Source organism: Streptococcus sp. CF7_Ac1-12 (assembly GCF_024295905.1).
GTDB lineage: Bacteria > Bacillota > Bacilli > Lactobacillales > Streptococcaceae > Streptococcus > Streptococcus mitis_AP.
The window spans coordinates 185,101-205,902 of sequence record NZ_JANCPG010000002.1 but is presented as its reverse complement, the minus strand read 5'-3'; the positions used below and the strand labels follow the sequence as shown (position 1 = coordinate 205,902).

Sequence of the window (20,802 nt, the reverse complement as noted above, 5' to 3'; positions counted from 1 at the left end):
ACAGGTAAGATTACAGAACCAGGAAAATCAACTGAAGAAGTTCCTGATGTAACAACACCAGGTAAAGTCACACCAGCAACACCAACTCCAAATGCAGTTACTCCGAATGCAGATCAGGTAGATACTAAGACTACTGTTGATAATGGAGCTAAGTCAAATGATTCTCAAAATGTATTGCCAAATACAGGAACAGAATCAAATGCGACTCTTGCATCTCTAGGACTTCTTGGTATGCTAGGTGGTCTCGGACTTGTAGCTCGCAAGAAAAAAGAAGACTAATAATTTAGTCAGATGAACATTCATTCTGTTGTATTTTATGATAAACTAGATTGGTTCTGGGAATCGTGTTAGTCATAAACTAAAAAGAATGATTAGATAAAGAAAGCGAACAATGCTAGGATTTTGTTAAACGGAATTCTAAGTATTGTTCGCTTTTTGTGGTATAATAATTACTATGCAGAAAAAACCAACGTCAGCCTATGTGCACATCCCATTTTGTACCCAGATTTGTTATTATTGTGACTTTTCAAAAGTTTTTATCAAGAATCAGCCAGTAGATAGTTATTTGGAACATCTGTTAGAAGAGTTTCAATCTTATGATATTCAAAAGTTAAGAACCCTCTATATTGGTGGTGGAACACCGACAGCTCTATCAGCTTCGCAACTAGAGGTGTTATTGAATGGCTTGACTAAAAACTTGGACTTGTCTGCCTTGGAAGAGTTGACCATTGAAGCCAATCCCGGCGACTTGGATGCGGATAAGATTGCGGTTTTGAAGAACTCGGCTGTCAATCGTGTTTCACTAGGTGTGCAGACCTTTGATGACAAGATGCTGAAAAAGATTGGGCGCAGTCATTTGGAGAAGGATATTTATGAAAATATCGACCGCCTGAAACTGGCTGGTTTTGATAATATCTCTATCGATTTGATTTATGCGCTGCCTGGTCAGACTATGGAGCAGGTCAAGGACAATGTGGCTAAGGCTATTGGGCTGGATATTCCTCATATGAGTTTGTATAGTTTGATTTTAGAAAATCATACGGTCTTTATGAACCGTATGCGACGAGGAAAATTGCCTCTGCCTAAGGAGGAATTGGAGGCTGAGATGTTTGAGTACATCATCGCGGAGCTGGAGAAATCTGGTTTTGAGCATTATGAGATTTCCAATTTCTCCAAGCCTGGTTTTGAAAGTCGGCACAATCTCATGTACTGGGATAATGCTGAGTACTATGGCATCGGTGCTGGGGCGTCTGGTTATGTAAATGGAGTACGCTATAAAAATCATGGTCCGATTCGTCATTATCTCACTGCGGTTGAGGAAGGCAATGCACGTATCACAGAAGAACACCTGAGTCAAAAGGAGCAAATGGAAGAGGAAATGTTCTTGGGCCTCCGCAAGAAATCAGGAGTCTCCATGGCGCGATTTGAGGAAAAATTTGGACGGTCCTTCGATGGACTTTATGGAGAAATTGTCAGAGACTTGGTTCAACAAGGTCTCATGCAAATAGAGGGTGACCGAGTTCGCATGACAAAAAGAGGTCTCTTTTTAGGAGACACCGTTGCAGAACGATTTATTTTGGAGTAGAATGATGGGCTTAACTTATCAAATGAAAATGAAAATTCCTTTTGATATGGCTGATATGAACGGTCATATCAAGCTTCCAGATGTGATTTTGTTGTCCCTGCAAGTTTCAGGGATGCAGTCGATTGAACTGGGTGTTAGTGATAAGGCCATTTTGGAAAACTATAATCTGGTCTGGATTATCACAGATTATGATATTGAGGTGGTTCGTTTGCCTCGTTTTGCGGAAGAAATCACTATTGAAACGGAAGCCCTGAGCTACAATCGACTCTTTTGCTACCGTCGCTTTACCATTTATGATGAAGCAGGTCAGGAACTCATCCACATGATAGCGACTTTTGTTCTGATGGACCGAGATAGTCGAAAAGTCCATGCTGTCGAACCTGAGATTGTGGCTCCTTACCAGTCTGATTTTGATAAAAAACTTATCCGCGGACCAAAGTATGAGTCCTTGAACGAGCCAATCAGCAAGGATTACCATGTCCGTTTTTACGACTTGGATATGAATGGTCATGTTAATAACAGTAAGTATCTGGACTGGATTTTTGAGGTCATGGGAGCGGACTTTTTGACCCAATATATTCCCAAGAGAATCAACCTCAAGTATGTCAAGGAAGTTCGACCAGGTGGGGTTATTACATCGGCTGTTGAACGGACTGGACTGGAAAGCAAGCATGAGATTACAAGCGACGGGGCTACCAATGCCCAAGCTATTATCACTTGGTAAGAAATAAAAAAGGATTAGGGAGAATAGATGAAATATAAAGGCTATTTAATTGATTTAGACGGAACTATTTATAAGGGGAAAGACCGAATTCCAGCAGGGGAGGCTTTTATCCATGAATTGCAAAAGCGAGATATCCCCTATCTCTTTGTAACCAACAATACAACCCGTACTCCAGAGAGTGTTCAGGAAATGTTGTCTCAGAATTTTAATATCGATACGCCCCTGTCGACTGTCTACACAGCGACTTTGGCGACTATCGACTATATGAACGACTTGGGGCTTGAAAAGACGGCATATGTTATTGGAGAAGCAGGGCTCAAGGAAGCCATCAAGGCGGCTGGTTATGTCGAAGACAAGGAAAATCCTGCCTATGTGGTAGTAGGCCTGGACTGGCAAGTTGATTATGAAAAATTTGCGACAGCAACTCTTGCCATTCAAAAGGGTGCTCACTTTATCGGAACCAACCCTGACCTCAACATCCCGACAGAGCGCGGTCTTTTGCCAGGTGCTGGTTCACTGATTACCCTGCTTGAAGTAGCAACACGAGTGAAGCCTGTTTATATAGGGAAGCCAAATGCCATCATTATGGACAAGGCAGTTGAGCACTTAGGTTTGGAACGTGAAGAATTAATCATGGTCGGAGATAACTACCTAACTGATATCCGGGCAGGGATTGACAATGGCATTCCAACGCTCTTGGTGACGACAGGTTTTACCACGGCAGAAGAAGTAGCAGACCTGCCAATCGCACCAACTCATGTGGTTTCTAGTCTTGCGGAGTGGAATTTTGATGAAAACTAAGCTGACCTTTTGGGGCTCTATGCTCTTTCTTCTTTCCCTCGCAATCCTTCTGACCATCTATCTGGCTTGGGTTTTCTATCCTATGGAGATCCAGTGGTTGAATTTAACGAATCGGGTCTATCTAAAACCAGAAACTATTCAATACAACTTTCAGATCTTGATGAATTACCTGACCAATCCTTTTAGTCAGGTCTTGCAGATGCCTGATTTTCGTTCGTCAGCAGCTGGTCTGCACCACTTTGCAGTGGTTAAGAACCTCTTTCACTTGGTTCAGCTAGTTGCTCTAGTGACACTGCCAAGTTTCTATTTCTTTGTCAAAGGGATTGTGAAAAAGGGCTTCTTGTCTCTATTTAGTAAAGGGCTTTTGGCTTTAGTGGTTTTGCCTTTGCTGATTGGGCTTGGGGGAGTATTGATTGGTTTTGACCAGTTCTTTACCCTTTTCCATCAAATTCTCTTTGTGGGAGATGATACCTGGCTTTTTGATCCAGCCAAGGATCCAGTGATTCTGATTTTACCAGAGACCTTCTTCCTACATGCCTTCCTCCTCTTTTTCGCCCTCTATGAGAGCTTCTTTGGTTTTCTATACCTGAAAAGTCGTAGGAAGTGAAAGAAAGATGTTTTTAATTTGTATATATAATTGTATATAATTTAAAATCATCGTTAAGAATGAATTAACTAAATCCAAAATCTATCAAACGTTCGCAAACAGTCTATTTTTATTGAAAAAATAGGCTTTTTTTCTAAAAATCTCTAGTCAAGCGCTTTATTTTTTTGTATAATAGAGGTAGCAAAGTATAGATAAAAAGAGAAAAGCATGATTACACTATTCCTATCACCGAGCTGTACTTCATGTCGTAAGGCAAAGGCCTGGCTAGAAAAACATAAGGTGCCCTTTGAGGAACACAATATTATGACCAGTCCCTTAACAAGAAAAGAATTGCAACACATCCTTTCCTTGACCGAAAATGGTACTGATGACATTATTTCAACTCGTTCAAAAATTTTCCAAAAATTAGATATTGATGTAGAAAGTATTTCTGTATCAGAATTGCTTCATTTGATTGAGCAGTATCCTAGTCTTTTGCGTCGTCCCATTATTATTGATGCCAAACGTATGCAAATCGGTTTTAATGAAGATGAGATTCGTGCTTTTCTCCCTCGTAGTTATCGTAAGCAAGAACTAAAAGAAGCAAGAATGAGAGCTGGTATTAGTTAATGAACAAACAGTATAGTTACCCACTAGATTTGTCGTGGAGCACTGAAGAACTTGCTTCAGTGCTTTCTTTTTTTAATGATGTTGAAGCTGCCTATGAGGGCAAGGTAGAGGCTAAAAAGTTACTGGACTCCTATAAGGGATTCAAAGCGGTCGTGCCAAGCAAGAGTGAAGAGAAACGTTTGGGACGAGAATTTGAAACAGTTAGTGGCTATTCGCTCTACCGAGCGGTTCAGGCTGCCAAGGAAAAAGGGGAAGGAAAGATTTCTCTTGGAAAGTAAATTTGAATTTGCTAAAGAGCTGGTCAAGAAGGCGGGCCAGTACATCCTTGACCATATGCAGGAAGATTTGTGTGTTGAGACGAAGACCTCTCCAACAGATTTGGTGACCAGACTGGACAAGGAAGTTCAGGAGCTCTTGGTTGGTGAGATTCTATCCCGTTATCCTGAGGATAAGATTTGTGCTGAAGAAGGTTGTCTGCGAGCCTCGGTTCAAGAGGGCAAGGTTTGGGTTATTGATCCCATTGATGGTACCAATAATTTTGTGGCTCAGCAGGAAGATTTTGCTGTCATGATGGCTTATTTTGAAAATGGCCAGGGACAGTTTGGTCTGATTTATGATGTGGTCAAAGGGGATTGTTATCACGGTGGTGGTAAGTTTCCGGTTTGCCGAAATGATCAGCCCCTAGCTCCCTTTAAAGTAAAACCCCTTGGAGATTTTCTTATTGCAGGGAATAGTGGTATGTTGGAAACCAATGAATGGGGCTTGGCTGATTTGAGTCGGGCTGTACTCGGTGTACGTGTCTATGGGAGTGCGGCCATTAGTTTTGCCAAGATTTTGTCAGGGCGTTTGTTGACCTATGTTACTTATCTGCAACCATGGGATTATGCTGCGGCTAGTATTTTAGGGGAAAGTCTGGGCTATCGGGTTGTGACCCTTTCTGGTCAAGCGCTTGATTTTCAAACCAGACAGCCGGTCATGATGCTACCTCTTGAGATGCAGGAGGAAATTCAGTCCTATATTTACGAAAGGAAAAGAACTTAAATGCAATTTCCAGAAGGATTTGTTGAAAAATATGAAGAGATACTAGGAGATGAGGCAAGAGATTTTCTTGCCTCTTTTGAGGAGGAAGCGGTTTCGGCCTTTCGGGTCAATCCTTTAAAAGAAGCGCCAGTTTCCTTTCCTGATGCCATTCCTCAAACATCTTGGGGCCACTATGGTAAGGTTTCAGGGAAATCGTCTGAACATGCTACTGGTTTGGTTTATTCGCAAGAACCTGCTGCCCAGATGGTTGCTCAGGTAGCCCAGCCCAGTCCTGGTATGAAAGTCTTGGATTTGGCTGCTGCACCGGGTGGAAAATCAACTCAGTTAGCAGCCTATCTAGCAGGGGAGGGTCTCCTTGTTTCCAATGAAATTTCAAGCAAACGGGCTAAGATTTTAGTAGAAAACATGGAGCGCTTTGGAGCGACAAATGTCGTGGTGACCAATGAATCTGCTGACCGCTTGGCCAAGGTTTTTAAGGGCTATTTTGACCTCATTGTCCTTGATGCTCCTTGCTCAGGGGAAGGGATGTTCCGTAAGCAACCAGATGCTATGGATTATTGGAGCTTAGATTATCCGAGTCAATGTGCTAGCTTGCAAAGAGAAATTCTGGAAGATGCAGTAAACATGCTAGCTGATGGTGGTCGTCTGGTTTATTCAACTTGTACCTGGGCCCCCGAGGAAAACGAAGAGATTGTCAATTGGCTACTGGAAGAGTATGATTTTGATTTGCTGCCAGTTGAACATATCAATGGAATGGTAGCTGGTATTGACCTGCCAGAAACAGCTCGGATGTACCCTCATCAGTTTAAGGGAGAGGGGCAGTTTGTAGCTCATTTACAATTTAGAGGTGACAATCCAGCTCCTAAATTTAAGGCAAGTAAGAGCAATCTCAGCCGAGAACAAGTTACTTTGTGGCAGGAATTTGCCCAAAAACACCTGAAAATCAATCTAAGGGGAATCTTGCAGACTTTTGGTGACCAACTCTATCTCCTGCCAGAATTTTTGCCAGATTTAGGGAAGCTCAAGATTGCTCGTAATGGACTGCATCTGGGTACCTTTAAGAAGAAACGCTTTGAGCCTAGTTTTGCTCTTGGTCTAGCCTTGAAACCGAGTCAGGTCAAGCAGTCGGTTGAAATTGACCAAGAAGAGTTTGTAAAGTATGTGGCTGGAGAAACTGTTCATCTGGCAGAAAGTCTGCCAAATGGTTGGTACCAAGTTTTGGTTCAAGGCAATGGTTTGGGCTTTGCTAAGGTGACTGGAAATGTTTTGAAAAATTATTTTCCAAAAGGCCTCAGATTCAAGTGAAAATGCTAGTCAAAGTAGCTTGTCTATGTTATAGTGGAAGTATGGATTTTTTCAAATTGTCTTTTATTTTAAGTCAAAATTTGTTGAGAAGACAACTGAGCAAATTTCTAGTAAAACTAAGCTAGCAACTTCGGTTGGTTCCCAATTTTAAAAAAGAAAAACATAAATAAATAGTTGAAAAAATTCACAGCATTCACCATTATTTTCAAGGAGAAAAAACAGTGAAAAAAAGGAAAAAACTCGCTCTATCCCTTGCGGCTCTTTTGCTAGCAGGTTCTTTGGCGGGATGTGCTAGCTGGATTGATCGTGGGGAATCCATGACAGCTGTTGGCTCAACGGCTCTTCAGCCCTTGGTCGAAGCAGCAGCAGATGAATTTGGCTCTATACACGTTGGAAAAACAGTCAACGTCCAAGGTGGAGGATCTGGTACAGGTCTGTCTCAGGTTCAGTCTGGAGCCGTTGATGTAGGAAATTCAGACGTATTTGCCGAGGAAAAAGACGGTATCAACGCATCCGCTCTAGTGGATCATAAGGTAGCCGTAGCGGGCTTGGCAGTGATTGTAAACAAGGAAGTTGACGTTGAAAATCTGACAACAGAACAACTCCGTAGCATCTTCACAGGTCAAGTAACCAACTGGAAAGAAGTCGGCGGGAAAGACCTAGCCATTTCTATTATTAACCGTGCAGCAAGTTCTGGTTCACGTGCAACCTTTGATAGTGTTATCATGGATGGTCAGTCTGCTGTGCAGAGTCAAGAACAGGATTCAAATGGGATGGTCAAAAACATTGTTTCCCAGACACCAGGAGCCATTTCTTACCTAGCCTTTGCCTATGTGGATGACTCGGTGAAACGCATGAAGTTGAATGGCTATGAGCCGATTGCAGAAAATGTTACAACCAATAACTGGCCTTTGTGGTCTTATGAACACATGTATACCCTAGGTCAACCAAATGAATTGGTGGCAGAATTTCTCAACTTTGTCCTCTCAGATGAAGCGCAAAGTGGAATCGTTAAGGGAATGGGCTATATTTCTGTCAAGGAAATGAAGGTTGAAAAAGATGCTGTAGGAACGGTGACAGCACTAGAAGGGAGTCACTAATGAATCAAGAAGAATTAGCTAAAAAATTACTCTCTCCCTCAAAGAACTCTCGTTTAGAGAAACTTGGAAAAGGCTTGACCTTTGCCTGTCTGTCTTTGATTGTCATCATCGTGGCTATGATTTTGATCTTCGTAGCCCAAAAAGGTTTGTCGACCTTCTTTGTCAATGGGGTTAACATCTTTGATTTCCTCTTTGGCCAAACTTGGAATCCTTCAGGTAAACAATTTGGTGCCCTTCCTATGATTTTGGGTTCCTTTATTGTCACAATCCTATCGGCCCTTATCGCAACTCCTTTTGCTATTGGTGCGGCAGTATTTATGACCGAAGTCTCACCAAAAGGTGCTAGAATCTTGCAACCAGCCATTGAATTGCTGGTCGGAATTCCTTCAGTCGTGTATGGATTTATCGGTTTACAGGTCGTAGTTCCTTTTGTCCGTAGTGTCTTTGGTGGAACTGGTTTTGGGATTTTATCAGGGATTTTTGTTCTCTTTGTCATGATCCTACCAACGGTAACCTTTATGACAACTGATAGCTTGCGTGCGGTGCCTCGTCACTACCGCGAAGCTAGTTTGGCTATGGGAGCCACTCGTTGGCAAACCATCTGGCGCGTGACCTTAAAGGCTGCGCGTTCAGGGATTTTTACAGCAGTGGTCTTTGGGATGGCGCGTGCCTTTGGTGAGGCCTTGGCCATTCAGATGGTGGTCGGAAACTCAGCCGTTGTCCCAACTTCATTGACAACACCTGCTGCGACCTTGACCTCTGTCTTGACCATGGGTATCGGAAATACAGTTATGGGAACCGTTGACAATAACGTTCTCTGGTCACTAGCCTTAGTCTTGCTCTTGATGAGTTTGGCCTTCAACAGTGTGATTAAATTGATTACGAAAGAAAGAGGAAAGAAAAACTATGCACGCTAAGAAATTAGATAAAATTGCAACAGCTGTCCTCTACTCAATTGCAGGAATTATCGTTGCCATCTTGGCATCCTTGATTCTTTATATCTTGGTTCGTGGTTTGCCCCACATCTCTTGGTCTTTCTTGACTGGCAAATCATCATCTTACCAAGCAGGTGGAGGGATTGGAATTCAGCTTTATAATTCCTTCTTCCTTTTGGTCATTACCTTGATTATCTCTGTGCCTTTGTCTATGGGAGCTGGGATTTTCCTAGCTGAATACGCCAAAAAAGGTCCTGTGACCAACTTTGTCAGAACCTGTATTGAAATCTTGTCTTCATTGCCATCAGTGGTTGTGGGTCTATTTGGTTACTTGATCTTTGTAGTTCAGTTTGAGTATGGATTTTCAATCATTTCAGGTGCCTTGGCCTTGACAGTCTTTAACCTGCCTCAGATGACTCGTAATGTTGAAGACAGTTTGAAACACGTTCACCACACGCAACGTGAAGCTGGCCTAGCTCTTGGGATTTCTCGTTGGGAGACTGTAGTCCATGTGGTCATTCCAGAAGCCCTTCCAGGGATTGTAACGGGGGTTGTCTTGGCTTCTGGTCGTATCTTTGGTGAGGCTGCTGCTTTGATTTACACAGCAGGACAATCCGCTCCAGCCCTTGACTGGTCTAACTGGAATATTCTCAGTGTGACCAGCCCAATCTCTATCTTCCGTCAAGCAGAAACCTTGGCTGTCCACATCTGGAAAGTCAATAGCGAAGGAACCATTCCAGATGGAACCATCGTATCAGCAGGTTCTGCGGCCGTGCTCCTCATCTTTATCCTCATCTTTAACTTTGGAGCCCGTAAACTCGGAAGCTACCTACATAAGAAATTAACTGCTGCCTAAAGGAGAAGCCATGTCAAAATATAATTGGGATGAAAAGCATATCATCACCTTTCCTGAAGAGAAAGTGGCCCTCTCTACTAAGGATTTACATGTTTACTACGGTAAAAAAGAATCCATCAAGGGCATCGATATGCAATTTGAAAAAAATAAAATTACAGCCTTAATTGGCCCATCTGGATCTGGGAAATCAACCTACCTCCGCAGTCTCAACCGTATGAATGATACCATTGATATTGCTAAGGTAACAGGTCAAATTCTCTACCAAGGGATTGATGTCAACCGTCCAGAAATCAACGTTTACGAGATGCGTAAACACATCGGAATGGTCTTCCAACGACCAAATCCTTTTGCCAAGTCTATCTATCGCAATATCACTTTTGCCCATGAACGTGCAGGGGTTAAGGACAAGCAAGTCTTGGATGAAATTGTGGAAACCTCTCTTCGTCAAGCTGCCCTTTGGGATCAGGTCAAAGACGATTTGCAAAAGTCAGCCTTGACCCTGTCAGGTGGTCAGCAGCAACGTCTCTGTATCGCTCGTGCCATCTCTGTCAAACCAGATATCCTTTTGATGGATGAACCAGCGTCAGCCTTGGATCCCATTGCGACAGCCCAGCTGGAAGAAACTATGTTGGAATTGAAGAAGGACTTTACCATCATCATCGTGACTCACAGTATGCAGCAGGCTGCGCGTGCTAGTGACTACACAGGATTTTTCTACTTGGGTGACTTGATCGAGTACGATAAGACCTCTAATATTTTCCAAAATGCTAAACTACAGTCAACCAATGACTACGTAACAGGACACTTTGGATAGAAAGGAAACAGTATGACAGAAGCGATTTTACAGGTGTCAGACCTGTCCGTTTACTACAATCAAAAGAAGGCCTTGAATAGTGTTTCCCTATCTTTCCAACCTAAGGAAATTACAGCCTTGATCGGTCCATCTGGATCAGGGAAGTCAACCCTCCTCAAGGCTATCAACCGCATGGGGGATCTCAATCCAGAGGTAACCACAACCGGTTCGGTGGTTTATAATGGCCACAACATCTACAGTCCTCGTACAGATACAGTTGAATTGCGTAAAGAAATCGGTATGGTTTTCCAACAGCCCAACCCCTTCCCTATGTCTATCTACGAAAATGTTGTTTACGGGCTTCGTATCAATGGAGTTAAGGACAAACAGGTTCTGGACGAGGCGGTAGAAAAAGCCTTGCAACGGGCTTCTATCTGGGATGAGGTCAAGGATCGCCTGCATGATTCAGCTATCGGACTTTCAGGTGGTCAACAGCAACGTGTTTGCGTTGCTCGTGTTTTGGCAACTAGTCCTAAAATCATTCTCTTGGATGAACCGACTTCAGCCTTGGACCCTATCTCAGCTGGTAAGATTGAAGAAACCTTGTATGGCTTAAAAGATAAATACACTATGCTCTTGGTTACGCGTTCTATGCAACAAGCCTCTCGTATTTCTGACAAGACAGGATTTTTCCTAGATGGAGATTTGATTGAGTTTAACGATACTAAGAAGATGTTCCTCAACCCACAACACAAGGAAACAGAAGACTATATTTCAGGAAAATTTGGATAAGGAGATAAATGATGTTACGTTCTCAATTTGAAGAAGATTTGGAGAAATTGCACAACCAGTTCTATGCCATGGGACAGGAAGTGCTATCCCAAATCAATCGTACAGTGCGTGCCTTTGTTACGCATGACCGTGATTTGGCCAAGGAAGTCATCGAAGACGATGCAGAAGTAAACGAATACGAAGTGAAATTGGAGAAGAAATCATTTGAAATGATTGCCCTTCAACAACCAGTTTCTCAAGACTTGCGTACCGTTTTAACAGTCTTAAAAGCAGTATCTGACTTGGAACGTATGGGTGACCATGCTGTTTCCATCGCAAAAGCAGCCATTCGTATGAAGGGGGAACAACGTATCCCAGCTGTTGAAGAAGAAATCAAGAGAATGGGTCGCGATGTCAAGAACTTCGTCGAAGCAGCCCTTGAGCTCTATCTGAATGGTTCAGTAGATCAGGCCTATGAAGTAGCAGCCATGGACGAAAAAATCAACCATTACTTTGATAGCATTCGTGACTTGGCTACAGAAGAAATCAAGAAAAATCCAGATGCTATCGTTACAGGCCGTGATTATTTCCAAGTGATTGCTTTCTTGGAACGCATTGGAGACTATGCCAAAAATATCTGTGAATGGGTTGTTTACTTTGAAACAGGTAAGATTGTCGAATTATAAAATAGATTTATTCTGTATAAAAAGGAGCTTGAAATCAACTGATAGCTCCTTTTATTGAATGAAAAAAATATTTTTAAGATAAAAATTCAAAAAATACTTGACAAGTATCTTGGATAGCGTTATAATTATACAAAATTAACAGAGAGGTTGTTTATTTATGAAATCAAAAAAATGGATATTTGTTTTATGTAGCTTTCTTGCAAGTTTCTTCTTAGTGGCTTGCCAGTCGGGTTCTAATGGTTCTCAGTCAGCTGTTGAGGCCATTAAGCAAAAGGGGAAATTAGTTGTGGCGACTAGTCCTGACTATGCACCTTTTGAATTCCAATCCTTAGTTGACGGAAAAAACCAGGTAGTCGGTGCGGACATTGACATGGCCCAGGCTATCGCTGATGAACTTGGGGTGAAGTTGGAAATTTCAAGCATGAGTTTTGACAATGTCTTGACTAGTCTTCAAACTGGTAAGGCTGACCTAGCAGTTGCAGGAATTAGCGCTACTGACGAGAGAAAAGAAGTCTTTGATTTTTCAATCCCTTACTATGAAAACAAGATTAGTTTCTTGGTTCGTAAGTCTGATGTAGAAAAATACAAGGATTTAACTAGCCTTGAAAGTGCTAATATTGCAGCCCAAAAAGGGACTGTTCCAGAATCAATGGTCAAGGAACAATTGCCAAAAGCGCAATTGACTTCCCTAACTAATATGGGTGAAGCTGTCAATGAATTGCAGGCTGGAAAAGTAGATGCTGTTCACATGGATGAGCCTGTTGCGCTTAGCTATGCTGCTAAAAATGCGGACCTAGCTGTTGCAACTGTCAGCTTGAAGATGAAGGACGGTGAAGCTAATGCCGTTGCCCTTAGAAAAAATAGTGCTGATTTGAAAGAAGTGGTGGACAAGGTCATCCAAAAACTCAAGGATGAAGGAACTTACCAAAGCTATCTTGAAAAGGCAGCAAGTCTAACTGAAGTTGAAGAATAAGAAAAAAGCAGAGTTGGAAGGTTATTCCAATTCTGCTTTTAAATAGTTTAAAACCTTTTCCAGATTTTCTAGGGATACCTTGGCAAATTGATAAGGACAGGTATCCAAGTAAGCCTCCTCAAAGAAGTCCAATTTCAGCTGACTGTGTTTGAGGCTGGCGATTTTAGGATACTGTCTCAGGTCTAGCAATAAACCATCGTGAAGGGGATAATGAGGAAGGGGATAAGGCGTTTTCGTTAAGCTTTTCTCGAGTTGTTTTTGGTAGTCTTCCTGATTGGACAAGCGAGCTAGACGATTTTTCTCAAATAATTGACTGTCAATATAGAGTGACAGGGCCTTTTGCATGATGAGGTTGCTGTCGTAGTCTAGTATATTTTTGTAGGCAACAAAGGCTCTCTTGATAGCATTTGGAAGAATGAGCGACGTAATCCGCAGGGCTGGAAAGAGGCTAGTTGAGAAGGACTTGATATAAATAACGCGCTCTTCTGTATCCAGATAGTGGAAGGTCTGGCCCTTTTTAGAGTCCAAATCCCCCAGATAGTCGTCCTCTACGATATAGACTCCATACTTGGCAGCTAAGTCAAGAATAGCCCGTTTGTCCTGTTCAGAATAGGAATGCCCCAGAGGATAGTGAAAACGAGGAATAGTGTAGAAAAACTTGATCTTTCCCGTTTGGAAATGCCGTTCAAGTTCCTCCAAGTCAATTCCATCAATGCCTCGTTCAATCGTTTGATAGTCCAGACCTTGAGCAATCAAGAGGCGATTCATCCGATGGTAGGTAGGCTGTTCGACTAAGATTTCCTTTGCTTGGCTTGGAAAGGAAATTTGAGAGAGGATAAAAAGGGCTTGTTGGGTCCCAGAAGTCAGTACTAGTTGGTCAGCCTTGCAGTAGAGAGCTTGCTCAAAGAGTAATTTGTGAATGGACTGTCTTAGGTCTTCTAATCCTTCCTGGTTGTCATAGTAGTTAAAAAGGTAGTTTTCCCGGCCAATCAAGGTTTCATTGACGCAGAGTCGGAAATCGTCATAGGCGCTGGCATGTTCATCTGTAACCTCGATTTCTAGGTCTTGGTGTTGCCCTTGTTCTAATACATAGTAGCCACTCTGAGGTTTGGCATAGAGGTATTGTTCGTGCCGTAATTCCAGCAGGGCTCGTTGAATGGTGTCCTTGCTACAGTGAAAGTCAAGGCTCAGTTGACGGATAGAAGGCAGGCGGCTACCCGTAGGAAATCGTCCAGACTCGATACCATTTTTCAGATAGGCAACGACCTCTTGGTACTTGCTTTGTTTCTTCATTCCAGACCTCCCTTGATTTTGTTACATTGTACCCTTTTTTTTCCTTCTTGGCAATGTTTAGAGTGTTTCTCTCGTGCACATCTAGAGGCAAATGTGGTATACTTAGGAGTAACATTTATAGAATAACAGACAAGAAAGTGAATGGATAAGAACGTGCAGGAACCAGTGAAATTATTTCAATACAATACCCTTGGAGCCTTGATGGCTGGCCTTTATGGTGGGACCATGACAGTAGGAGAATTGCTAGAGCATGGTGACCTTGGTTTGGGAACCTTGGATTCCATTGATGGAGAATTGATTGTCTTGGATGGCAAGGCTTATCAGGCCAAAGGATCAGGCGACCAGCCAGATATTGTGGAGGTGTCACCAGATGCTCTTATTCCTTATGCAGCGGTAGTACCGCATCAGGCAGAGGTTATTTTCCGCCAGCGGTTTGAGATGACAGATAAGGAATTGGAAGAACGGATTGAGTCTTATTATGATGGGGAAAATCTTTTCCGCTCTATCAAGATTCGTGGGGAATTTTCACATATGCATGTGCGCATGATTCCCAAGTCGACACCAGAGACCAAGTTTGCTGATGTTGCAACCCATCAGCCTGAATATCGTCGTGACAATGTCGCAGGAACCATCGTTGGTTTCTGGACGCCAGAGATTTTCCATGGAGTTAGTGTGGCAGGCTACCATCTGCACTTCATATCAGATGACTTGACCTTCGGTGGGCATGTCATGGACTTTGTCATCAAGGAAGGCATTATCGAGGTGGGAGCAGTTGACCAGTTGGATCAACGTTTCCCAGTCCAAGACCGTCAATACTTGTTTGCTAAGTTCAATGTTGACGAGATGAAAAAAGATATTGAAAAGGCAGAATAGGAGAAGAAAATGACCATTCATATCATTATTACCATGGTGCTGTTGCTGGCTTTTTTGATAGGGAGCATTTGGTATGCCAAAAAGAAATACCAGATTAATTTAGCTGTCTTGGGCTTGGGGGCTGTTGCCTTCTTTCTCTCTTCACAGATTCTAGAAAAATTGATTCATATCATAGTTCTTCATCCTCAAAAAGATGGAAGTATTGCTCTTTTACAAGACCATCCCCTGGTTTATATTGTCTATGGCCTAGCTATGGCGGCTTTCTTTGAGGAAACAGCTCGTCTTATCTTCTTTAAATGGTTGAAGAAAAAAAGAAACTTGGAAAAATCAGATGCCCTTGCTTATGGATTGGGGCATGGTGGTTTGGAATTGATTTTCTTAGGTGTTACTAGCCTCATCAATCTCTACATTGTTCTTTCGGCAGTTCAGACTCAGAATCCACAGGTCCTGAAATTGCTGTCTGAAAATATGTTGAAAACTATCCAGTCGCTATCTGTCTGGCAAATTTATTTGCTTGCTTTTGAACGGATTTTAGCACTTGGATTCCAAATGCTTTTAACTGTTTGGGTTTATCAAGGTGTTCGTCATAAAAACTGGGTATATCTATTAGCAGCCTATGGCCTTCATGCCTTCTTTGATCTTGTTCCATCTCTAGCTCAAGTAGGATGGATTACAAGTCCAGTCTTGGTTGAAGTCATTCTACTAGTTGAACTGTTCCTAGTTGCCTATGGAACTAAGGCAATCTTTTGCAAAAAATCATAAGAAAAGGGGGAAGCCTCTTTTTTTGTTTAAAATAAGCCCAAGATTTTTTTAGGGTCGTCAAATGGTCTTAAAAATGGTATAATGGAATGAATTTTGTAAAAGGAAGAGTGTCATGTCAGTAAAAGAAAAAATGCTTGAAATCTTAGAAGGGATTGATATCCGTTTTAAAGAACCCTTGCATAGCTATAGTTATACAAAAGTAGGTGGAGAGGCCGATTATTTGGTCTTCCCACGAAATCGTTTTGAGTTGGCTCGCGTTGTTAAATTTGCCAATCAAGAAAATATCCCTTGGATGGTACTTGGAAATGCCAGCAATATTATCGTCCGTGATGGTGGAATTCGTGGATTTGTCATCTTGTGTGACAAGCTCAATAATGTTTCCGTTGATGGCTATACCATTGAAGCAGAAGCTGGTGCTAACTTGATTGAAACAACTCGAATTGCCCTTCGTCATAGTTTGACTGGCTTTGAGTTTGCTTGTGGCATTCCAGGAAGTGTTGGTGGTGCTGTCTTTATGAATGCGGGTGCCTATGGTGGCGAGATTTCCCACATCTTGCAGTCTTGTAAGGTCTTGACCAAGGATGGAGAAATTGAGACCCTGTCTGTCAAGGATTTGGCTTTTGGTTACCGCCATTCAGCTATTCAAGAGTCTGGTGCAGTTGTTCTGTCAGCTAAATTTGCTCTAGCTCCAGGAACTCATCAGGTTATCAAGCAAGAAATGGATCGCTTGACGCATCTACGTGAACTCAAGCAACCTTTAGAATATCCATCTTGTGGTTCGGTCTTTAAGCGTCCAGTCGGTCATTTTGCAGGTCAATTAATTTCAGAAGCTGGCTTGAAAGGCTATCGTATCGGTGGCGTAGAAGTGTCAGAAAAACACGCTGGATTTATGATCAATGTTGCTGACGGAACGGCCAAAGACTACGAAGACTTGATTGAGTCTGTGATTGAAAAAGTCAAGGAACACTCTGGCGTTACTCTTGAGAGAGAGGTCCGTATTTTAGGTGAAAGCAAGTAGGAAGCTGTATTTGAAAAGCTGCTGCTATGTCATGGAAAGGGGGTGAAGGCCTATCGTTAGTGCAGAAGAATGTAGGCAGTTCAATCTCCTACACGAGGTAGTAGCGGCCTGACAGAGCCCTGATCTGTTAATCTATGAAAAAGAAGGAATAAACGACAATTGAAAAAACCAATTATTGAATTCAAAAACGTCTCTAAAGTTTTTGAAGACAGCAACACCAAGGTTCTCAAAGATATCAACTTTGAGTTGGAAGAAGGGAAGTTCTATACTCTTCTAGGCGCGTCTGGTTCAGGGAAATCAACTATCCTTAACATCATTGCAGGTTTGCTGGATGCGACGACAGGAGATATTTTACTGGACGGTGTCCGAATCAATGACATCCCAACCAACAAGCGAGACGTCCATACCGTCTTCCAATCCTATGCCTTGTTTCCACATATGAATGTGTTTGAAAATGTTGCCTTTCCACTACGCTTGCGTAAGATTGACAAGAAGGAAATCGAGCAACGCGTTGCGGAAGTTCTCAAGATGGTTCAGTTGGAAGGTTACGAAAAACGTTCCATCCGTAAACTCTCTGGAGGACAACGTCAGCGTGTGGCTATTGCCCGTGCCATCATCAACCAACCCCGTGTGGTCTTGTTGGACGAGCCTTTATCAGCGCTGGACTTAAAATTAAGAACAGACATGCAGTACGAACTGCGTGAACTGCAACAACGATTGGGCATTACCTTTGTTTTTGTTACTCATGATCAGGAAGAAGCCCTGGCCATGAGTGACTGGATTTTTGTTATGAATGATGGCGAGATTGTCCAGTCTGGAACACCTGTGGACATCTACGATGAGCCAATCAACCACTTTGTTGCTACCTTTATCGGCGAGTCAAACATCTTGCCAGGTACCATGATTGAGGACTACTTGGTTGAGTTTAACGGCAAACGCTTTGAAGCGGTCGATGGAGGGATGAAGCCAAATGAACCTGTTGAGGTTGTCATTCGTCCAGAGGACTTGCGCATTACCCTTCCTGAAGAAGGCAAGCTCCAAGTCAAGGTGGATACTCAACTCTTCCGTGGGGTTCACTATGAAATTATCGCCTATGACGAACTTGGGAATGAATGGATGATCCACTCGACTCGTAAGGCTATCGTGGGTGAGGAAATCGGTCTGGACTTTGAGCCAGAAGACATCCATATCATGCGTCTCAACGAAACTGAAGAAGAGTTCGATGCTCGTATCGAAGAATACGTGGAAATCGAAGAGCAAGAAGCAGGTCTGATCAATGCAATCGAGGAGGAAAGAGATGAAGAAAACAAGCTCTAAACTCTTTGTAGTGCCCTACATGCTTTGGATTGCCCTCTTTGTCCTTGCACCCTTGGTCTTGATTTTCGGACAATCCTTTTTCAACATTGAAGGCCAGTTTAGTTTAGAAAACTATAAATCTTACTTTGCGTCACAAAACTTAACCTATCTCAAAATGAGTTTCAACTCAGTGCTTTATGCAGGGATTGTGACCTTAGTTACCTTGTTCATCAGCTATCCGACGGCCCTCTTCTTAACCCGTCTTAAGCACCGTCAACTCTGGCTCATGCTGATTATCCTGCCAACTTGGATCAATTTGCTCCTCAAAGCCTATGCCTTTATCGGTATCTTTGGTCAGAATGGCTCTATTAACCAATTCTTGGAATTTATCGGAATCGGTTCGCAACAGTTGCTCTTTACCGATTTCTCCTTTATCTTTGTCGCAAGCTACATCGAGCTTCCTTTTATGATTTTGCCGATTTTCAATGTCTTGGACGATATGGATAACAATCTCATCAATGCCAGCTATGACCTCGGTGCGACCAAGTGGGAGACCTTCCGTCATGTCATCTTCCCTCTATCGATGAACGGCGTGCGAAGTGGAGTTCAGTCGGTCTTTATTCCTAGCTTGAGTCTCTTCATGCTGACCCGTTTGATTGGTGGAAACCGCGTTATCACGCTGGGAACTGCTATTGAACAGAATTTCCTGACAAATGATAACTACGGTATGGGTTCAACCATCGGTGTGATTCTCATCCTGACCATGTTCATCACCATGTGGGTGACTAAGGAAAGGAGAGAACGATGAAAAAATTTGCCAATCTATATCTGGGACTGGTCTTTCTTGTCCTCTACCTGCCAATATTTTACTTGATTGGCTATGCCTTTAATGCAGGCAACGACATGAATAGCTTTACAGGCTTTAGTTTGAGTCATTTTAAAACCATGTTTGGCGATGGTCGCCTTATGTTAATTGTGACTCAGACCTTTTTCTTGGCCTTCCTGTCAGCCTTGATTGCGACCATTATCGGGACTTTTGGTGCCATTTATATTTACCAATCTCGTAAGAAATACCAAGAAGCCTTTCTTTCACTCAATAATATCCTCATGGTTGCGCCTGATGTTATGATTGGTGCCAGCTTCTTGATTCTCTTTACCCAACTCAAGTTTTCACTTGGCTTTTTGACCGTTCTATCTAGTCATGTGGCCTTCTCGATTCCTATCGTGGTCTTGATGGTCTTGCCTCGACTCAAGGAAATGAACGGTGACATGATTCATGCGGCCTATGACCTTGGTGCCAGTCAATTTCAGATGTTCAAGGAAATCATGCTTCCTTACCTGACTCCGTCTATCATTGCAGGTTACTTCATGGCCTTCACCTATTCGCTAGATGACTTTGCCGTGACCTTCTTTGTAACGGGAAATGGCTTTTCAACCCTGTCAGTCGAGATTTATTCTCGTGCTCGCAAAGGGATTTCGCTAGAAATCAATGCCCTGTCTGCCCTCGTCTTTCTCTTTAGTATTATCCTAGTTGTTGGATATTACTTTATCTCACGTGAGAAGGAGGAGCAAGCATGAAAAAACTCTATTCATTTTTAGCAGGAATTGTAGCCATTATTCTGGTCTTGTGGGGAATTGCGACTCATCTAGACAGTAAAATCAATAGCCGAGATAGTCAAAAATTGGTTATCTATAACTGGGGAGACTATATTGATCCTGAACTCTTGACTCAGTTTACAGAAGAGACAGGAATCCAAGTCCAGTATGAGACCTTTGACTCCAACGAAGCCATGTATACCAAGATCAAGCAGGGTGGAACGACCTACGATATTGCCATCCCAAGTGAATACATGATCAACAAGATGAAGGACGAAGACCTCTTAGTACCGCTTGACTATTCAAAACTTGAAGGTCTTGAAAATATCGGACCAGAGTTCCTCAACCAGTCCTTTGACCCAGGCAATAAATTCTCCATTCCTTACTTCTGGGGAACACTGGGAATTGTCTACAATGAAACCATGGTCGATCAAGCGCCTGAGCATTGGGATGACCTCTGGAAGCCAGAGTATAAGAACTCCATCATGCTCTTTGATGGGGCGCGTGAGGTGCTGGGGTTAGGTCTCAACTCTCTGGGTTATAGCCTCAACTCAAAGGATACCCAGCAGTTGGAAGAGACAGTAGACAAACTCTACAAATTGACTCCAAATATCAAGGCTATCGTTGCAGACGAGATGAAGGGATACATGATTCAGAACAACGCTGCTATCGGCGTGACCTTCTCTGGTGAAGCTAGCCAAATGCTAGAAAAAAATGAAAATCTACGCTATGTGGTACCAACTGAGGCCAGCAACCTTTGGTTTGACAATATGGTTATACCAAAAACAGTCAAAAACCAAGGCGCAGCCTATGCCTTTATCAACTTTATGTTGAAACCTGAAAATGCTCTCAAAAATGCGGAGTATGTCGGCTATTCAACACCAAACCTACCAGCTAAGGAATTGCTACCAGAGGAGAAAAAAGAAGACAAGGCCTTCTATCCAGATGCTGAAACCATGAAACACCTAGAAGTTTATGAGAAATTTGACCATAAATGGACAGGTAAATACAGCGACCTCTTCCTACAATTTAAAATGTATCGGAAGTAGGAGTTAGCAGTCACGAAACGAATCAGTCAAGCTGGTTCGTTTTTTAAAAAATAGAAGGCAATTTTTTAACTGTATATTTTTCTATTCTGGTTGCTTATTTTTTAGCCCAGTAGTATACTAAGTTTAACC

General features: G+C 42.5%; 24 protein-coding genes. 23 read left to right on the top strand and 1 reads right to left on the bottom strand.

The features are described from left to right. From NMM17_RS02115 to NMM17_RS02040, 16 genes are all read left to right on the top strand, one after another. The coding region (locus NMM17_RS02115; RefSeq protein ID WP_254753739.1) for an LPXTG cell wall anchor domain-containing protein at positions 1 to 279 on the top strand (279 nt) is incomplete at its 5' end. Between the two features lie 175 nt (positions 280 to 454). Next, positions 455 to 1,585, top strand: coding sequence for a radical SAM family heme chaperone HemW (gene hemW / locus NMM17_RS02110; protein WP_247947374.1), 1,131 nt, complete (start codon positions 455 to 457; stop codon positions 1,583 to 1,585). Between the two features lie 4 nt (positions 1,586 to 1,589). Beyond that, entirely contained in the window at positions 1,590 to 2,309 is a 720-nt protein-coding gene (locus NMM17_RS02105; protein WP_254753742.1) for an acyl-[acyl-carrier-protein] thioesterase, read from the top strand. A 27-nt stretch (positions 2,310 to 2,336) separates the two neighbouring features. Beyond that, positions 2,337 to 3,110, top strand: coding sequence for a TIGR01457 family HAD-type hydrolase (locus NMM17_RS02100; protein WP_254753738.1), 774 nt, complete (start codon positions 2,337 to 2,339; stop codon positions 3,108 to 3,110). Then, complete coding sequence (locus NMM17_RS02095; RefSeq protein ID WP_254753737.1) at positions 3,100 to 3,717, top strand: TIGR01906 family membrane protein; 618 nt, start codon at positions 3,100 to 3,102, stop codon at positions 3,715 to 3,717. The genes NMM17_RS02100 and NMM17_RS02095 overlap by 11 nt, the downstream gene beginning before the upstream one ends. 207 nt (positions 3,718 to 3,924) lie before the next feature. Further along, a complete protein-coding gene (locus NMM17_RS02090; RefSeq protein ID WP_000631254.1) occupies positions 3,925 to 4,326 on the top strand; it encodes a Spx/MgsR family RNA polymerase-binding regulatory protein in 402 nt (133 codons plus the stop codon). After that, complete coding sequence (locus NMM17_RS02085) at positions 4,326 to 4,604, top strand: UPF0223 family protein (protein ID WP_001041974.1); 279 nt, start codon at positions 4,326 to 4,328, stop codon at positions 4,602 to 4,604. The genes NMM17_RS02090 and NMM17_RS02085 overlap by 1 nt, the downstream gene beginning before the upstream one ends. Continuing rightward, the gene (locus NMM17_RS02080; protein WP_254753736.1) at positions 4,594 to 5,367 is read left to right on the top strand and encodes an inositol monophosphatase family protein; all 774 of its coding nucleotides are present in this window, start codon (positions 4,594 to 4,596) and stop codon (positions 5,365 to 5,367) included. Before NMM17_RS02085 ends, NMM17_RS02080 begins: the two co-directional genes overlap by 11 nt. Continuing rightward, entirely contained in the window at positions 5,368 to 6,672 is a 1,305-nt protein-coding gene (locus NMM17_RS02075; RefSeq protein WP_254753735.1) for an RsmF rRNA methyltransferase first C-terminal domain-containing protein, read from the top strand. It begins immediately after the preceding gene. Between the two features lie 221 nt (positions 6,673 to 6,893). Next, complete coding sequence (locus NMM17_RS02070) at positions 6,894 to 7,772, top strand: phosphate ABC transporter substrate-binding protein PstS family protein (protein WP_049502183.1); 879 nt, start codon at positions 6,894 to 6,896, stop codon at positions 7,770 to 7,772. Further along, entirely contained in the window at positions 7,772 to 8,689 is a 918-nt protein-coding gene (gene pstC, locus NMM17_RS02065; protein ID WP_001070903.1) for a phosphate ABC transporter permease subunit PstC, read from the top strand. Before NMM17_RS02070 ends, pstC begins: the two co-directional genes overlap by 1 nt. Further along, positions 8,679 to 9,563 (top strand): phosphate ABC transporter permease PstA, encoded by an 885-nt coding sequence (gene pstA, locus NMM17_RS02060; protein WP_000543046.1) that lies wholly within the window; start codon positions 8,679 to 8,681, stop codon positions 9,561 to 9,563. Before pstC ends, pstA begins: the two co-directional genes overlap by 11 nt. A gap of 10 nt (positions 9,564 to 9,573) precedes the next feature. Then, complete coding sequence (gene pstB / locus NMM17_RS02055; protein ID WP_049502182.1) at positions 9,574 to 10,377, top strand: phosphate ABC transporter ATP-binding protein PstB; 804 nt, start codon at positions 9,574 to 9,576, stop codon at positions 10,375 to 10,377. A 12-nt stretch (positions 10,378 to 10,389) separates the two neighbouring features. Beyond that, a complete protein-coding gene (gene pstB, locus NMM17_RS02050; RefSeq protein ID WP_000133484.1) occupies positions 10,390 to 11,148 on the top strand; it encodes a phosphate ABC transporter ATP-binding protein PstB in 759 nt (252 codons plus the stop codon). An 11-nt stretch (positions 11,149 to 11,159) separates the two neighbouring features. Beyond that, entirely contained in the window at positions 11,160 to 11,813 is a 654-nt protein-coding gene (gene phoU / locus NMM17_RS02045) for a phosphate signaling complex protein PhoU (RefSeq protein WP_000946458.1), read from the top strand. Between the two features lie 157 nt (positions 11,814 to 11,970). Beyond that, complete coding sequence (locus tag NMM17_RS02040; protein WP_000837377.1) at positions 11,971 to 12,786, top strand: ABC transporter substrate-binding protein; 816 nt, start codon at positions 11,971 to 11,973, stop codon at positions 12,784 to 12,786. A gap of 21 nt (positions 12,787 to 12,807) precedes the next feature. Here NMM17_RS02040 and NMM17_RS02035 read toward each other — a convergent pair whose 3' ends face one another. Then, a complete protein-coding gene (locus NMM17_RS02035; RefSeq protein ID WP_000744841.1) occupies positions 12,808 to 14,079 on the bottom strand; it encodes a PLP-dependent aminotransferase family protein in 1,272 nt (423 codons plus the stop codon). A gap of 141 nt (positions 14,080 to 14,220) precedes the next feature. Between NMM17_RS02035 and budA the strand changes: the two genes are divergently transcribed. The 7 genes from budA (at position 14,221) to NMM17_RS02000 (ending at position 20,673) form a co-directional block, all read left to right on the top strand. Then, a complete protein-coding gene (budA, locus tag NMM17_RS02030; protein WP_000360293.1) occupies positions 14,221 to 14,952 on the top strand; it encodes an acetolactate decarboxylase in 732 nt (243 codons plus the stop codon). A gap of 9 nt (positions 14,953 to 14,961) precedes the next feature. Further along, entirely contained in the window at positions 14,962 to 15,714 is a 753-nt protein-coding gene (locus tag NMM17_RS02025; RefSeq protein ID WP_049502181.1) for a YhfC family intramembrane metalloprotease, read from the top strand. Between the two features lie 112 nt (positions 15,715 to 15,826). Beyond that, complete coding sequence (murB, locus tag NMM17_RS02020) at positions 15,827 to 16,732, top strand: UDP-N-acetylmuramate dehydrogenase (protein ID WP_000111589.1); 906 nt, start codon at positions 15,827 to 15,829, stop codon at positions 16,730 to 16,732. A 159-nt stretch (positions 16,733 to 16,891) separates the two neighbouring features. Beyond that, positions 16,892 to 18,049 carry an ABC transporter ATP-binding protein gene (locus NMM17_RS02015; RefSeq protein ID WP_000742900.1) on the top strand — a complete coding sequence of 386 codons (1,158 nt, stop codon included), beginning with the start codon at positions 16,892 to 16,894 and terminating at the stop codon, positions 18,047 to 18,049. Beyond that, a complete protein-coding gene (locus NMM17_RS02010) occupies positions 18,030 to 18,836 on the top strand; it encodes an ABC transporter permease (protein WP_049502180.1) in 807 nt (268 codons plus the stop codon). Before NMM17_RS02015 ends, NMM17_RS02010 begins: the two co-directional genes overlap by 20 nt. Continuing rightward, positions 18,833 to 19,606, top strand: a complete 774-nt coding sequence (locus NMM17_RS02005) for an ABC transporter permease (RefSeq protein WP_000712740.1) — start codon at positions 18,833 to 18,835, stop codon at positions 19,604 to 19,606. The genes NMM17_RS02010 and NMM17_RS02005 overlap by 4 nt, the downstream gene beginning before the upstream one ends. Next, positions 19,603 to 20,673 (top strand): ABC transporter substrate-binding protein, encoded by a 1,071-nt coding sequence (locus tag NMM17_RS02000; protein ID WP_049502179.1) that lies wholly within the window; start codon positions 19,603 to 19,605, stop codon positions 20,671 to 20,673. The genes NMM17_RS02005 and NMM17_RS02000 overlap by 4 nt, the downstream gene beginning before the upstream one ends. The last annotated feature ends 129 nt before the right edge of the window (positions 20,674 to 20,802 follow it).